This window comes from Serratia surfactantfaciens, from assembly GCF_001642805.2.
GTDB classification, from domain to species: domain Bacteria; phylum Pseudomonadota; class Gammaproteobacteria; order Enterobacterales; family Enterobacteriaceae; genus Serratia; species Serratia surfactantfaciens.
In genome coordinates, this window is record NZ_CP016948.1 from 3,441,085 (window position 1) to 3,456,097 (window position 15,013).

Annotated in this window: 9 protein-coding genes; 3 read left to right on the plus strand and 6 right to left on the minus strand. The window is 57.5% G+C overall.

Translation table 11 applies throughout. The annotated features are described in order from the left end of the window. The first annotated feature begins 42 nt into the window (after nt 1–42). Complete coding sequence (dapD, locus tag ATE40_RS16230) at nt 43–867, plus strand: 2,3,4,5-tetrahydropyridine-2,6-dicarboxylate N-succinyltransferase (protein WP_004931932.1); 825 nt, start codon at nt 43–45, stop codon at nt 865–867. Nucleotides 868–996: 129 nt separating this feature from the next. Further along, on the plus strand, nt 997–1,386 hold the full coding sequence (locus tag ATE40_RS16235; RefSeq protein WP_004931929.1) for a DUF3461 family protein: 390 nt from the start codon (nt 997–999) through the stop codon (nt 1,384–1,386). Nucleotides 1,387–1,443: 57 nt separating this feature from the next. On the opposite strand, the gene ATE40_RS16240 is transcribed toward ATE40_RS16235, so the two are convergent. The 4 genes from ATE40_RS16240 to ATE40_RS16260 all read right to left on the minus strand — a co-directional run bounded on the left by ATE40_RS16240 (nt 1,444) and on the right by ATE40_RS16260 (nt 5,771). Beyond that, nucleotides 1,444–1,896, minus strand: coding sequence for a flavodoxin (locus ATE40_RS16240; RefSeq protein ID WP_004931927.1), 453 nt, complete (start codon nt 1,894–1,896; stop codon nt 1,444–1,446). A gap of 33 nt (nt 1,897–1,929) precedes the next feature. Then, the gene (truC, locus tag ATE40_RS16245) at nt 1,930–2,700 is read right to left on the minus strand and encodes a tRNA pseudouridine(65) synthase TruC (RefSeq protein WP_063917934.1); all 771 of its coding nucleotides are present in this window, start codon (nt 2,698–2,700) and stop codon (nt 1,930–1,932) included. A gap of 297 nt (nt 2,701–2,997) precedes the next feature. Continuing rightward, entirely contained in the window at nt 2,998–4,533 is a 1,536-nt protein-coding gene (locus ATE40_RS16255) for a carboxylesterase/lipase family protein (protein WP_232807605.1), read from the minus strand. Nucleotides 4,534–4,697: 164 nt separating this feature from the next. Beyond that, nucleotides 4,698–5,771, minus strand: coding sequence for a nitrilase-related carbon-nitrogen hydrolase (locus ATE40_RS16260; RefSeq protein WP_025160238.1), 1,074 nt, complete (start codon nt 5,769–5,771; stop codon nt 4,698–4,700). 146 nt (nt 5,772–5,917) lie between these two features. Between ATE40_RS16260 and ATE40_RS16265 the strand changes: the two genes are divergently transcribed. After that, on the plus strand, nt 5,918–6,367 hold the full coding sequence (locus ATE40_RS16265; protein WP_019455746.1) for a MarR family winged helix-turn-helix transcriptional regulator: 450 nt from the start codon (nt 5,918–5,920) through the stop codon (nt 6,365–6,367). Nucleotides 6,368–6,569: 202 nt separating this feature from the next. On the opposite strand, the gene pbpC is transcribed toward ATE40_RS16265, so the two are convergent. Together pbpC and ATE40_RS16275 are read right to left on the minus strand one after the other, a co-directional pair. Continuing rightward, nucleotides 6,570–8,918: a penicillin-binding protein 1C gene (gene pbpC / locus ATE40_RS16270; RefSeq protein ID WP_063917936.1), complete on the minus strand. Its 2,349-nt coding sequence runs from the start codon at nt 8,916–8,918 to the stop codon at nt 6,570–6,572. 49 nt (nt 8,919–8,967) lie between these two features. Then, nucleotides 8,968–14,943 carry an alpha-2-macroglobulin gene (locus tag ATE40_RS16275; protein ID WP_063917937.1) on the minus strand — a complete coding sequence of 1,992 codons (5,976 nt, stop codon included), beginning with the start codon at nt 14,941–14,943 and terminating at the stop codon, nt 8,968–8,970. Nucleotides 14,944–15,013: the final 70 nt, after the last annotated feature.

Genomic DNA, 15,013 nt, shown 5'->3' on the forward strand with positions numbered 1-15,013 from the left:
TACAAGTAACTTTTTACCGACAACATCAGGAAAGAGAACAGCATGCAGCAATTACAGAACGTTATTGAAAGCGCCTTCGAACGCCGTGCGGACATCACCCCGGCGAACGTAGACACCGTAACGCGCGAAGCGGTAAACCAGGTGATCGGCCTGCTGGACAGCGGCGCCCTGCGCGTCGCCGAGAAGATTGACGGTCAATGGGTCACCCATCAGTGGCTGAAGAAAGCCGTGCTGCTCTCTTTCCGCATCAACGACAACAAGGTGATGGACGGCGCGGAAACCCGTTACTACGACAAGGTGCCGATGAAGTTCGCCGACTACGACGAAGCGCGCTTCCAGAAGGAAGGTTTCCGCGTCGTTCCGCCGGCCACCGTGCGCCAGGGCGCGTTCATCGCACGCAACACCGTGCTGATGCCGTCTTACGTTAACATCGGCGCCTACGTCGACGAAGGCACCATGGTCGACACCTGGGCAACCGTCGGTTCTTGCGCGCAGATCGGCAAAAACGTCCACCTGTCCGGCGGCGTCGGCATCGGTGGCGTGCTGGAGCCGCTGCAGGCCAACCCGACCATCATCGAAGACAACTGCTTCATCGGCGCGCGCTCCGAAGTGGTGGAAGGCGTGATCGTGGAAGAAGGCTCGGTGATCTCGATGGGCGTGTATCTCGGCCAGAGCACCCGCATCTATGACCGCGAGACCGGCGAAATCCATTACGGCCGCGTGCCGGCGGGTTCGGTGGTGGTTTCCGGCAACCTGCCGTCGAAAGACGGTTCTTACAGCCTGTACTGCGCGGTGATCGTCAAGAAAGTCGACGCCAAAACGCGCGGTAAAGTCGGCATTAATGAGTTATTGCGCACTATCGACTAAATTGAAATAGCGGGTGATTCACCCGCTATTTTTTTGTCTGCGTTTCGCTGGCAGTCACAGTCGCAGATCTCGCTTTCCGCCATAATCGCAGTCGTGGAATATAACGATCACATCTAAAGAGGGCGCAGTATGTACGATAACTTGAAGAGTTTGGGCATCAATCAACCGGAAGACGTCGATCGCTATAGCCTGCGTCAAGAGGCCAACAACGACATCCTCAAGATCTATTTCCGCAAGGATAAGGGCGAGTTCTTCGCCAAGAGCGTGAAATTCAAGTACCCGCGCCAGCGTAAAACCGTGGTGGCGGACAACGCCGGTCAGGGCTACAAGGAAATTCACGAGATCAACCCGAACCTGCGTTATGTGATCGACGAGCTGGATCAGCTGTGCCAACGCGATCAGGTGGAAGTGGATCTGAAGCGTAAAATCCTCGACGACCTGCGCCATCTCGAAGGCGTGGTGTCGCACAAGATTGCCGAGATCGAAGCCGATCTGGAAAAACTCACCCGCGGCAAATAATGCGGATCGGTTGACCCGCATCATCGCCAAGGCGCCCTTTCGCGGCGCCTTTTTACTTTACGATTGCAGCAGCGTGCCCCACTGCTCGACCCACGGGCAGGCGGCCACTTCCGGCTCCGGCTGTTCCATCGCATCGATCTCCAGCACTTCGCCAACGCGGGTGGCACCCTGCTCCTGCAGCAGCGCATCGAACGCGCGCCCGGCGCCGCAGAAGTTGTCATAGCTGCTGTCGCCCAGGGCAATCAGCCCATAGCGCAGCTCCGGCTGGTAGCCAACCTGGTCGCGAATGGCGTGGAACAGCGGTGCGATGCTGTCCGGCAGATCGCCCTGCCCGGTGGTGGAGGTGATCACCAGCGCGTAGTGCTGACGGTAAAACTGCCAGGCCTCCAGCGTGCCCTCTTCGAACAGTTTGACCTCATGGCCCTGCTCGCTGAGGATGTTTTGCGCTTCTTCCGCCACCAGCAGCGAATTGCCGTAGACCGTTCCCACGAAGATACCAACCTGAGCCATGGCTCCTACTCCCTTCATTACCTTTAAAAATTGTCAGCTATCCTGACCGTTAGCCGCGCTAAACTCAACCCCGCCGAGTTCAGGGAATAGCCCCGCCCAGCCGAACTGCGTCATCACCCCCTGCCAGTCTTCGTCCCAGCGCGCCGTCACCTGCAGCGGTTCGCCGGTCACTGGGTGCGTCAACTGCAGGTGGCTGGCGTGCAGCATCAGGCGCGGGCGGCCGAAATGTTGCGCCATACCGCGGTTCTGCCGCAGATCGCCATGCTTGCTGTCGCCGATGATCGGATGGCGCAGGTGCGCCATATGGCGCCGCAGTTGGTGCTTGCGGCCGGTTTCCGGCTGCAGCTCCACCAGGCTGTAACGCGCGCTGTCGTAGCGGCCGACGGCCACCGGCATCTCCACCTGCGCCAACGGCCGGTAGTGCGTCACCGCCGGCTGCGGCCCCTTATCGGCATCGGCATGTTTATCGGCGATTTTGTCCAGTTCCGCCGTCAGCGGATAATCGAGGGTCGCCCCCTCCTGCACGTAACCCCGTACCACCGCATGGTAGGTTTTCTGCACCTGATGTTGCTCGAACTGTTGCGACAGCAGGCGTGCCACCTCGCTGGACAGCGCCATCAGCAGCACCCCGGAGGTCGGGCGATCGAGACGGTGCACGGTAAAAACGTGCTGCCCGAGCTGATCGCGCACCGTCTGCATCATAAAGCGGGTTTCATGACGATCCAGCCAACTGCGGTGCACCAACCAACCCGACGGCTTGTTCACCGCCACCAGATGCTCATCCTGATATAAAACCTCAATCACATCGCTTTCCTCGCGTTAAAATTAATGGCTGCAGTAAAGTCAATGTGGCCTGAAGCTAGTGAAACCGCAGTGAAATCAACCTGATAGTGGTGCCATGCATTTACTACCGAGGTATCATAATTGACCTCATGCCGGATAACCACTCTATTCCACCCAGCCATTTGGCGGGTTTGCGCATTGAACATCGGTGCCGGAGGCATGAATAAAACAATGTCGAAAAGGGAAGTTCCCGACAGTGGGAACCTCCCGTTATAACGCCAACGCTCGGCGAGGCGCTGCATCTAATGCCGCATGAAATTACTGAGGGCAGACGTATTTTTTCGATAAATTGTTTATATCAAAAATCCCTTTATCGGAAAACTCAATGGCCATCATATGTTCGGTATTAAACTCGGTCCATTTTTCTCTCACCGGTGCTCCCTGATTAGGATCGCCGTTCTTAATAAAGTTACTTAAATAAGAAACAATATTATCTGATAGGCGTTGCTGTTCTTTGGTTAAGGCCTGCTTCACGCCGGTGGCGCCATGAAATCCGTCAAAGAAATAGATTAGCTCACTGGTGTGCGCCGCCAGATAAGGCCTCGACATCTTTGGTATGTATTGAGGCGCGGTCTTATCGTTAAACACGTAGGCATATAGCCTGTTTTTCTTGGCCATCTCGGCGTTGAACTGAAGGGATGGACAAATAAATTTATACTTTGTCAGATCGTCGCTCAGTTTTGCCGTAAAATCGGTGTTATCATCCGTTTCCTCTACGGAGGAGAATGATTTTCCGTATAAGGTCATCATCGACGCTGTATAGATTTGCTTGTCGATTTTCTTGCCGGCATCGTTTTCTATCACGCCAGCAAAGAAAGTCCCTTCATTATTCTGAAAACCATTGATAATATCAACCTTATTGACTTTTCCTTTCGCGATCGCCTCATTAAACGTATACGGAATGATATCGCCATCAATAGTAAATTGATCGTTATACAAATTGGATATTGCCGTTGTCGCTAGTTTGGCGACGGGCGTTTTCTTTAAGCAAGCCAGCTGCCCGTCCGGCGTGCCATCATCGCAGCCCACCGCTTTTGCCACCTCCAGACCGACCGCGTTGGCCTGCGCGATATTTTTTTGGTCCAGGTTATAAGAACCGCTTGAGATTATCGCTTTCTTAAATAACCCTGAGGACAGAGGGGAAACGATGTTTGCAAGCACGCTATGCCCTCCCGCTGATTCACCGAACAACGTGACATTGTCAGGATCCCCGCCAAAGCTGGCTATGTTGCGTTGAACCCATGACAAGGCTTTTTGTTGATCCAAAAGGCCATAGTTGATTTTCTTACTCTCATGGTTAAGCGCTGGGTGCGAGAAAAAACCAAAAACGCCCAATCTATAGTTTATTGTTACGACTACGATATCTTTCTTGATAAAATTAGACACGTCGTACTCATCACCCGACCCGGTTCTTAAGCCACCGCCGGGTATCCAAACCAAAACCGGCCGCTTTTTACCCTCATTGTCTTTTGGCGCGTAAACATTCAGGTAGAGGCAATCTTCCGACTGGCTTATTTTACTGAATCCGGCCAGGCTAACCGTCGTCGCACAGCTGTTGCCAAACTTACCGGCAAAATACACGCCCTCCATGACGCTTTTATTTTCCGGCGCTTGCCAGCGTTTTTCACCCACCGGCGGCTCCGCATAGGGAATGCCTTTGAATTGTAAATAACCCTCTTGCTCCAGGCCTTGGTACTTCCCGCTCGGGCTATTGACTATTTCGGTAAGCTTATACTCTATACCGGCATAGGAGGATACGGATAAAAACAACAATGACAAAGGAATGAGTTTCATATAATAACCTTGACACATAGACATTGGGTTATTCCCAGAGGAATTATGGCGCAGCATGTTCAACGCGGAGCATTCACCCCTCGCGCTACGATTTTTAAAATTCAATTGAAAATTTTGCTATTACGCGTCATCTACCCGAGAGATAAATGTCGCTGTATATAAAACTATTTATCATAGACACTAAGACGATAGATACCGCGCTCAATCATCATCTCTATTTGTTTGCTCAGAACGTTTTCCTTGTATTCCTTATGATTTCCTTGCGCATGGTTAAGGTAAATATTTTTGGGATACACTGGCTTTTCATAAATCAATTGCGCGCATTCGGTTCTGATATCTTTTAACCAATTGGTTACTGATGAATGCGTTCGATGATAACGCTGCGCCTCGATATCAATGACGGCATGCACGTAGCTTGAACCGTTGGTATCTTTTTGTTTACCAATAATCTTGCCTTTGTAATCAACGATCAATGAACTCCCACCACCGCAATCTATTGGGGCCAAAGAGTGGGGAAAGGTGTACACAGGGGCGATGTTCGGCGCGACGATATACAGGTTGTTTTCCAGTGCGCGAGCCCTGTTGGAGATTTCGAACATATCATTTTCGGTAAATGGCGTGGGCAGTGAAGCGCGATACACGACCTCTGCCCCATTCATCGCCAAACCGCGCCCATTTTCCGGGAAGTTCCCCTCCATCGCCATCATCACGCCCAGACGGCCAATTTCGGTATCGACAACAGGCCAGAAAGATTGCAGCGTGCGGCCATATTTCTCGACCCATTTGTCAAATAAGTCATGCGGTGATGCGGAACGCTCGCTCGGCAGCAACGCTGACATTTTATGGTGTCTGAGTATAATGTCGCCCTGAGGATTGATAACAAAGCCGACGTTGAACATGATGTCCGGCCAATCAGGCTCCCTGACTTTGGCCTGCGCCATAATGAAGAGATTATGACGTTGCGCCAATTGGCCGAGTCTTTCGGTCTCAGGCCCTGGAATATCAATAGCCCCATCTTTTAAAAACTCAACCATCGGCATATCCAATACTTCATCGGTGAATCCCTGAAGTGCGCCCTCAGGTAAAACCAGCAGGCGAACCGGGATATCCAATGCGCAAAGTGACAAGGCGCCGTTGGTCAATTCTTCGATATGGTCCAGATTCTTCGAAATATCCGCTCTTTTCTGAATGCCCCATGCGGTAGGGCTTAGTCCAATGACGCCATAAGGTTCTATCATAATCAACCACCTATGCATTATTGAGAAACTGCGAATGTTGCAGAACAAGGCCTATCCAGTATTGAAAAGCAGAGCGATTCACATAATCATACGGGATAGCTCACTTGCCATGTTATCAGCACACTGATAACTCACAAGGATTGAAAATGAAAAAGAACGTAAAAAACAGTAATGATATGTTTGATTGCGAAGCGGGAATTCTCGGCTACCTGCTGCGTAAAGCATCCGGCGCTTATAAACAAAAAATGGAAAAGGAATTAAGCCAATATCAAATAACCGCACCTCAATTCGTTATCATGAGCATTATTTCTAATTTTGAAGGGTGCTCTAATGCCGATTTAGCCCGATTGGCACTACTGACCCCTCAGACCGTCAGCTTAATACTCGTCAGATTGGAAAAACTCGAGCTCATCGAGCGTCTGCCGCACCCTCGTTATAAACGCGTTCAAATCATTAAGCTTTCCACACATGGCGAAACGCTTTTTGCATCCTGTGACAAGGTAATCAACAAGTTAGAGTCAACGCTGGAAGATGAATTTTCTGCAGACGAGATAAAAGTCATTCGCCGCTGGTTAGGGAAAATAATCAGTGAATAATGCCTAAGCGTTCCCTGTTAAACATTACCGGATTAGGTCGCAGCACGCTGGGTTGTTTTTATTTCCAGTGAAAGGGCGGGAAATATTGTTTCTCGAATCCCGGCATCAAAAAGGTAAAAATACCCACGGCGTGCTTATTCTTATCCATGATCCCCGCTGCCGTTCTCCCCGGTTATACAGGCATAACCGAGGCGCCCCAACCTCAGTTAACCCACTCGATGGTCACCAGCCGCGTATCGGCGCGGCCGCGATCGTCCACCGCCCGGATGCGGTAGCGCCCGTTGTTGATCGGCCGCCAGTCGATCGGCTTTTTGCTGGCGCTGCTGCCGAGATAGATATCGTCGACGAACCAGTACACCGTTTTGCTGTCGGCGTCCGTCACCGCGCTGAAGGCGATTTTATCCCGACCCTGCTGCGACTGACGCAGGGTATAGGTGGTGTTTTTCAGCGGTGAGGTGATGCGCGGCGCGTTGCCGCCGACGGCGATGCCGTTATCCTTGCAGCGATTAACCGGCGGCGTGCGTTTCGGTAGACCGGCCTGGGCGAACACGTTGGCCAGATCGGATGGCCAGAACTCAAAGACTTCGGTGCGGGTCTGCGCCGCATCATACGGCGGGCAAACGACCTCGCCGCTGTGAATATCCAGCACCACCGGCCGGTAAACGCTGTCGACTTTGATCGGCGACTTGCCGGGAATGAACCAGGTCTTGCCTTTTTGCTGGCACCACGGCGTCGGCAGATCGCCGCTGGCGAGGCAGATCTCCACCCGCCGCAGCCGTTTAGGGAACGGATGTTTCGGTTCTCGCAGGCCGGGGTAGCTGGCATTAACGCTGTCGATGATGTTGAAAAACAGCGGCGCGGCCGCTTCGGCGCCGACCAACGCATTGTTGCCACGCCCGTCGAAGTTGCCCTCCCACACCACCAACACGTAAGGGCCGAAAATCCCGACGCTCCAGGCGTCGCGGAACCCCCAGGAGGTGCCGGTCTTCCAATACACCGGCAACGCCGAAGAGCGCTGCGCCAGCGTGTCGCCCGGCCGCCGGTGCTGGCGCAGCATATCCAGCGTGATGAAACTGGCCTCCTCGCTCAACAGCCGCACCGGCGCCGATTCAGCCGCGTTAACCTGCATACGCAGCGGCCGCAGCTCACCGCGGTTCGCCAGCAATGCATACAGCTTCGCCAATTCCTGCGCCGTCACCTCGCCGCCGCCCAGCACCAACGACAGCCCGTAGTGGCTTTCGTTGGCCATATTGGCGACGCCGGTCAGGCGCAAAAACTGATAAAAGGTCGGCTGACGCAGCTGTGAAGCGACATACACCGCCGGAATATTGCGGCTGAAATTCAGCGCGTCGGTGGCGGTCACCGGGCCGAGAAAGCGCCGGTCGAAATTCTCCGGCGCATAGGCCCCGAACGACGAAGGCACGTCTTTCAGAATAGTCATCGGATGCAGCACGCCCTGCTCCATGCCCAGCGCATAGATGAACGGCTTCAGCGTCGACCCCGGCGAGCGTTTGGCGTTGGTGCCGTTCACCTGCCCCTGAATAGGGCGATTGTAGTAGTCCGCCGATCCCACCAACGCACGCACCCCCATATCGCGGCTGTCCACCAGCAGCACTGCGGCGTTCTGAATGCCGCGGCTGCGGTTGCGGGCGATAAAGGCATTGACCTGCCGCTCGACCAGCCGCTGCAACCCGGCGTCCAACGTGGTATCGACGCGGGTATCGCGCTGCACCAGTTGCTGCGTCTGCAGGCGCAGCTGTTCGATAAAGTGCGGCGCGATATAGGGTACTTGCTCAGGCTGGCGCAGCGCCAATGGCAGGCGGAACAGCGTTTGCTGGCTGGCGTCGGTCGGGTAAACCTGCTGCCAGCGCTGGAACAGACGATTGCGCGCCTGAGTCAATGCGGCGCCGAGCACGCCGGTTTTCGGCTCCAGACGGTAGCTGGGCGACTGCGGCAACACCGCCAGCGTCAGCGCCTCCGGCAGGGTCAAATCCTTCGGCGACTTGGCGAAATAGATCAGGCTGGCGGCGCCGATGCTTTCGATGTTGCGGCCGTAGGGAGCGTAATTCAGATAGGCTTCCAGGATATCGCGCTTGGAATAGCTGAGCTCCAGCTGCACCGCACGCAGCACCTGCAGCAGCTTGCCACCCGGCGTGCGGGTATTGAGATGCCAGCGCATACGCGCCAGCTGCATGCTGATGGTCGAACCGCCCTGCATCTTGCCGCCGGCGACATAGCTGCGCCAGAAGCCGCGCATCAGGCTGACGGGGTTAAAACCGGGGTTGTAGTAGAACCAGCGATCTTCGTGCAACAGCAGCCCGCGCACCGCCAACGGCGACACCTGCTCCAGCGGGGTCCACAGCCGGTAGCGATCGTCGTTGGCCAGCGTAATGCGCAGCAGCGCGCCGTGCCTGTCGTAATAGACGGAAGACTGCGGCAGCCCCTGCCACAAAGGCGGATGCGGCCACAGCCGAATCGCGCCCAACAGCAGCGTCAGTAAAAACACCGCCATCAAGCCGTTTTGCAGCACGCGCCCGGTCAGGATCTTCATACGCTCTCAGCATCCCGGCACCAGGCGTTGGCCTGGCGCCGGATACGGCCTAATCGTTGCTCGCCGGCACGACCACCAGCTTGCCGCCGCCTGCCGACATGGCCTGCACTTCACGGTCGTACATGGCTTCACCGTAGGCCGGTGGAACAATAAAGCTGCCGGTATTGGTGGCCTTGATTTGATAAACGAACTCCTGCACTTCGGTGCCGGCGCTACCGTAGATAATCACCCGATCTTCGCGGATATCGCTGTAGTCCGGCGCCCAGGTGGAGCCGGACGCGGCCAGCGGCGACTGCCAGCCGCCGCGATCGTCGCTCTCTTCACCGGCATCGGCCGGCTCCGGCGGCGTCTGCTGCACCACTTCGAACCCGCCCGGCAGCAGATCGACGATCGCCAGGTTGCTCTGCCCCTCTTTCGAGTTGGCGCGCACCTTCAGATGGACGTTGATCTTCTGCCCCAGCGTCACCTGCGTTACCGGCTTGCCCTGTTCGTCGGTGTAATCGCGAACGATCTCAATCCCGCGCGACAGCGCTTTTTGCGGCGCATTCAGGTCGTAACCGGCCTGCGTCACCACATACCAGGCCGGCGCGCTGCCGCCGTTGGTGAAGCGCACCGCGGTGGCATCGGCGTTGAATTGCCCCTGAACGAACAGCCCCTGCAGCTCGCTGATGCGCTGCGGCTCGCCGCCGGCTTTGCCTACCTGCACGATGCCTAATGCATCCGCATTGGCGGACTGCGCCGCCACCTGGGCCGAATAGCTTTCCAGCGCCAGAATGCTCATCGCGGAGGAGTAGGTGGTGTAACGCTCTTCTTTCAGCGCCTTGACCATATTCTCCAGCACCTGCGGTGGGATCGACGCCACCTTCTCCGGGAAGTGGCGGGTAATCAGATACAGCCGCGTCGCATCCTGCACCAGCGGATCAAAATAGTTCTGCGTCCACCAGGCGCTGTCATACGCCTTGCTCAGCTGCTGCCAGCTCGGTTGCAGCAGCGCGGCGGCTTCGTCGTCCATCTTCAACAGGCGATAGGAAGAAGCCAGATACAGCGCGCTCAGATCGGTTTTCCACCCCTCGCCATAGCGTTTTTGCAGCGTATCCTGCACCGCCGCCAGCGAGTTGGTGGTCACTTCGCCCTGCAGCGTCAGCAGGTAAACCGCCCAGCTGCGCAGACGCAGCAGATACAGATCGTCGAATCCGCTGGCCGCCAGCTCGCGCAACGCACCGTTGGCCTCGTCCAGCATGCCGTCCGGCAGGGCATAGCCCGCCGCTTTGGCTTCGAGCAGATACTGCACCACATAAGGCGTGACGAAAGGATCGGCATCCGGCGACGAACGCCAGGCGCCGATCGCCCCGCTGTCGTTCTGGCGGGCGCGCAGCACGCCCAGCAGGTTGCGCAGCTGCTTGCTGACTTCCGTCTGGCTCAGGCTGCTTTTCATCTCCGGATGACGGCTCTGCAGCATCAGCGGAATAGAGCGGCTGACGATCTGCTCGGAACAGTAATACGGATAATCCGCCAGGTATTGCGCCAGCCCGCTGGTCAGCACCAGCGGTGAATGAGATACCGTCGCCCGACGCTGGGCGAAAGCGTCGAACATCTGGCGCAGGCCGTCGACGTTCTGGCTGCCGCCGCTCATGCGCCCCATCACCGACTGGGTGCGGTACGGCGCCGCCGGCCGCACCGAGGTGCTGACGGTGCGGCGGCTGGCCTGGTCACCGTAACGGGCATCGAACACCAGTGGCGCATCGCCCAGCACGGCTTTGGCGCGCAGGCGGAAGGTGATCACGCCTTCGCGTTTTTCCGCCAGCGTCAGGCTTTGCGTCGCGTTGCCCACCACTTCCAGCTGCGGCGGCGGCGTCAACAGAACATTGACGGCCACCGACTGGCCGTTCAGCCCTTCAAGATTGTTGCTGACGCCCACGCTGACGTCGAACTCGTCGCCCGGCGCCACCATCGCCGGCACGTTTGGCGTCATGATGAAGTTGTCGCGCACCGTGGCGGCGGTTTGCGCCTTGCCGATTTTTTCCGGCGTCACCGAAATCGCCATGACGCGGATCTTGCCGTTGAAGTAATCAGGCACCGGATAGACGAACTGCTTCTCGCCGCTGACTTCGGTAATGCCGGACCAATAGGCCACCGGCTTGTCGCGCTTGCGCTTGAACGGGTTGAGATTGAGATCCAGCCCTTCGCCCGCATCGCCGCCCGGCGCCGCGGTCAGCGCCATCAGCTTGCTGAATTCCGGCAGGATCAGATCGAGGATCTGCGAGCTGCTCACGTTCAGTTCGCGTTTGCTGAAGAAGAACTCCAGCGGATCCTTCAGACGGTAACGCGCCACCTGCAGAATGCCCTCATCGACGGCGAACAGCGCCACCTGCTGCGGCGCATCGGTCTTGACCGTCATCGTCAGGTTTTCACCCGGCTTGATGACCTCCGGCGCCGTCACCTCGAGGCCGTTCTGGCGCGCCTTGGTGCTGATCTTGAACGGCATCACGCCATAGCTCAGCGGGCTCATGAAGATCTCGCTGGAGTTGATGTCGCGCACGAACTGCACGTTGATGTAGCCGTTGCCCTCCATGCCGGCCGGCACGCGGATCTTCTGCACCGAACTGGTGGTGTCGGTGTGGAACCACTGCCAGGCGTAAACCTTGTCCTTTTCGATGGTGATAAGCCCGCTGCCGGTATAAGGCGCGTTGATCGCCACCTCAATCTCCTCGCCGGGCTGGTACTCCGCCTGGTTCAGTTTCAGCTTCAGTTCGGCGTTGCGATCCAACGAACGGCTCAGGTTGGCGTTGCCGGCTACGCTGTAGGCGACGCGGTTAAGCGTCTTGCCCTGCGCATCCTCGATCACCAACACGAAGTCGCCCGGCTTATCGGTCGCCAGCCGCAGATCCGCGCCCTGCTCGCTCAGCGCCAGCGGCTGTTCCGACAGCTGCACTTCCTTCATCTTCGACTGGTATTTGTAAACGCCCGAATCCTGCTTGGTCAGTACCGAAATGTATTTTTGCTCTATCAGCACCTGTTTCAGGTTCGGCATGGCGATCTGTTTCAGGGCCGGATCGATGGCGATCACATTCAGATGCCGCTCCGCGTCGCGGTTGATATAGCCCAGATCGCCATCCGCCTTCACGCCGACCAGGTAATCGTAAGGCGAAACCAACGTGCGGGCGGTGGCCGCCACGGAACGCCCGCCGCCGGCGACGAACGCTTCCGACAACAGCTGTAGCTGATAAGTGGCATCGGCGTAGGATTTCAGATCGAGCGGAATATCGGCCGCGCCTTGTTCATCGGTGGTGCGATCTTCCAGCTCGGTTTCGAACCCGTCGCTGTTTTGCCGGTTTTCGTAAAACGCATAATCCGGGAAGCGATCGAAGTTCGGATACATCGGCCGCAGCGTCAGCCTGGTCGTCACGCGGCGATCTTGCGCCGGGGTGCCGAACAGGTTCTGCACATCGATGCTGGCCTTCAGCTCAGACGGCTTGACCCAGCCTTGCTGGCGATTCGGCGTCAACGCCAGCTTCACCTTCAGCTGATCCGGTTCGAACTCCTTCACATTGACCGCAGTGTGGCCGAGCAGCGTGGAGGTGTCGTTGTTTTTGCCGATCAGATACAGATAGACGTTCCACTCGCCGGTAGGCGAATTTTCATCGGTGGTATAGCTCAGCTCGTTAAAACCGCTGGCGCCCAGCGTCAGCGGCACAGTAGACATCAGCTTGTCGCGCGGATCGCGAATTTCGGCGCGCACCGGCACGCCGGCCAGCCCGATGCGCCAGTCGGCGGCGCGGGTGATCAAGCCGATGTTGAAGGTATCTCCCGGCCGATAGACGCCGCGATCGGAGAACAGGTAACTGCTGAGCGTGCGCGGATCGGTCGGCGTTTGTTCACCGGCAACGTCGAAGCGCGAGAAGTCCAGCCCGCGATCGTTATAGCTGCCGGTCGGCAGGAAGGAGACATCCCCCTCTTTCTCCACCAGGAACATCACCGGCTGGCGCTCATTGGTGTACACGTCGAGCGCCGGGAAGCGCACGTGGCCGTCGGCGCCGGTGGTTTGGCTGAGCAGCGTCACGCCGTTTTTAGCCACCACCGACACGGTAGCGCCGCTGACGGGCGCACCGCTTTGAATCGACTGCACGAAGACGTCGCGCGTCTTATCCTGCGAACTCTTGGCGACGATGCCCAAATCGGTCACCACCACAAAGCGCGAATCGCCGACGTCGGGCTGATCTTCTCCGGTGCTCTCCTCCGGTTCCTGCTCCTGCTCGTCGCCCGCCTCTGTCGCCGCCGGTTTCCGGTTCGGTTGCCATTCGGACAGCGTCAACAGGAACACTCCGCGATGGGAGCTGGCGTTGGTGGAGAGATAACGGGAGAGATCGATGCCCTGATAGTTCACTTCCCCCGGCCGCTCGTTGTTAAGCGCGGTCTGGTATTTGAAGTGTTCGGTAAAATATTCGTCGTTGAGCCGGTTGAATTCCGTGGACGAGTACTCCCGGCTTTTGAAGGAGACAATGTGCTGCAGCTGGCTCGGGATCACCCGCTTGATGTCCAGCCGCAGGCCCGCCACGTTGCGCGCCGCCACGCTGATCTGCTTGTCGCCGTTGACCGACAGCAGCGAGCCTTGCGACATGAACTGCAGCGATTTCGGGAACTCCGGCACTTCGACCACCCGGTAAACCTTCTTCGGCATCTTGTAACCGCCGACGGAGACCAGCTTGTTGTCGATTTCCAGCAGCACAAAGCGATGCGCCGGGGCTTCAAAACGGAAGCTGAACTGCGGTTGGTAGGCCTCCTCCGCCTCATTAAGCGTCAGCGGCAATGCTGTCGCCTGCGCCAGCACGTTTTTGCCGACGCTGTCGACCGTCCATTGATAGAAGTCTTCGGCATCATTGGCCGTCTCGGCATCGCTCGGATCGTGCTGCGGCAGCAGCCACGCCTTGGTGGCCTTCGCCAGCTCGGCATCCTTCACCGCATCGCTGAAACCGACCACCAGCGCACGCTGGCCTTTACCGCTGTCGGTGTCCACCACCTGAGCGCTGGCGTCGTTCAGCGCCAGGCTGTACAGCGTCGGTACCTGGACCCAGTTGCTTTTCGCCTCTTCGACCGCGTTGCCGGCCACCGTCGATTTAATGCCCTTGCCGACCGTCAGATGCACCGCACCGCCCTGATCCAGCGCCTGCAACGGCTCGGAATGCACCCAGGCGTTCAGTTTTTTCTCGTCATAGACCAGAGAGAAATTCAGCTTCTTCTCGGAGGTGGTGCCGCCTTCCTTCAGTCCCAGTGAAATCTGTTTTTCAAAGCTGGCGACATCGACCGGCGCATTGAACTGCAAATTGAAAATCGCGCTGCGTTTCTGCGCATCCTGCGGATCGCGGTAATATTCGGCCTGCCCCAGACGGTAGTCGAACGCAGGCACGGTGAAGGCATAGCGGGTTTTAGCGAGCTTGGTCTGCGGCGCCAGCAAGGTGGCGGGCTCGAGCGTCACGTCATATTTTGCGCCCATCGGCAGCGGTTTCTTCGGCGTGAACACCAGCGTCGACTCATTGTTCCACGCCCACTGCCCTTCCGCCGCCGGCTTGAGGGTGATGCCGGCGCTCACGGCTTTACTCACTGCGGTTATCGGCGCGACCGAGCCGCTGAAGCTCAGGCTCACCGTTTGCGGCGCCTGCCGGGCGGCGGCGTAATCTATCGGCGCGGGATTAGCCAGCTCGGCGCTGACCTCTTGAACCACCATTGGCGCCGGTTCGATGGGCTGGGGGCGGTTTTGCCACCAGTGCCAACCGTAAAACGCGCCGCCCGCGGCACCTGCCAGCAGCAGCAGGCCCAGACCGATCGCCTTCGGGTGTTTATCCACGCCGCTTTCGAGCCGCAGAAAACCGCGCGGCAACGCAGCCCACCAGGCCGGAGCGCGCCAGCTGAGGTTGCCGACCAGCGGTCTCAGCAGCCGCCCCAACAACGACAACACGCCCCCCAGCAGGCGGCACACGCCCTTAACCAGGGTAAAAGGTAAACGCAGGATAAACCTTAATAAATCCATTATTGCAGCACCTCATCATCCTAATGCAGCCCCCGGTCAACCGCCGCGGTTCAACCGAGCCGAAAGACGC

Bases quoted from the DNA above. Each gene is read 5' to 3' on its own strand.
- dapD (WP_004931932.1), top strand. From the start codon at position 43: ATGCAGCAATTACAGAACGTTATTGAAAGCGCCTTCGAACGCCGTGCG.
- ATE40_RS16235 (WP_004931929.1), top strand. From the start codon at position 997: ATGTACGATAACTTGAAGAGTTTGGGCATCAATCAACCGGAAGACGTC.
- ATE40_RS16240 (WP_004931927.1), bottom strand. From the start codon at position 1,896: ATGGCTCAGGTTGGTATCTTCGTGGGAACGGTCTACGGCAATTCGCTG.
- ATE40_RS16255 (WP_232807605.1), bottom strand. From the start codon at position 4,533: ATGAAACTCATTCCTTTGTCATTGTTGTTTTTATCCGTATCCTCCTAT.
- ATE40_RS16260 (WP_025160238.1), bottom strand. From the start codon at position 5,771: ATGATAGAACCTTATGGCGTCATTGGACTAAGCCCTACCGCATGGGGC.
- ATE40_RS16265 (WP_019455746.1), top strand. From the start codon at position 5,918: ATGAAAAAGAACGTAAAAAACAGTAATGATATGTTTGATTGCGAAGCG.
- pbpC (WP_063917936.1), bottom strand. From the start codon at position 8,918: ATGAAGATCCTGACCGGGCGCGTGCTGCAAAACGGCTTGATGGCGGTG.
- ATE40_RS16275 (WP_063917937.1), bottom strand. From the start codon at position 14,943: ATGGATTTATTAAGGTTTATCCTGCGTTTACCTTTTACCCTGGTTAAG.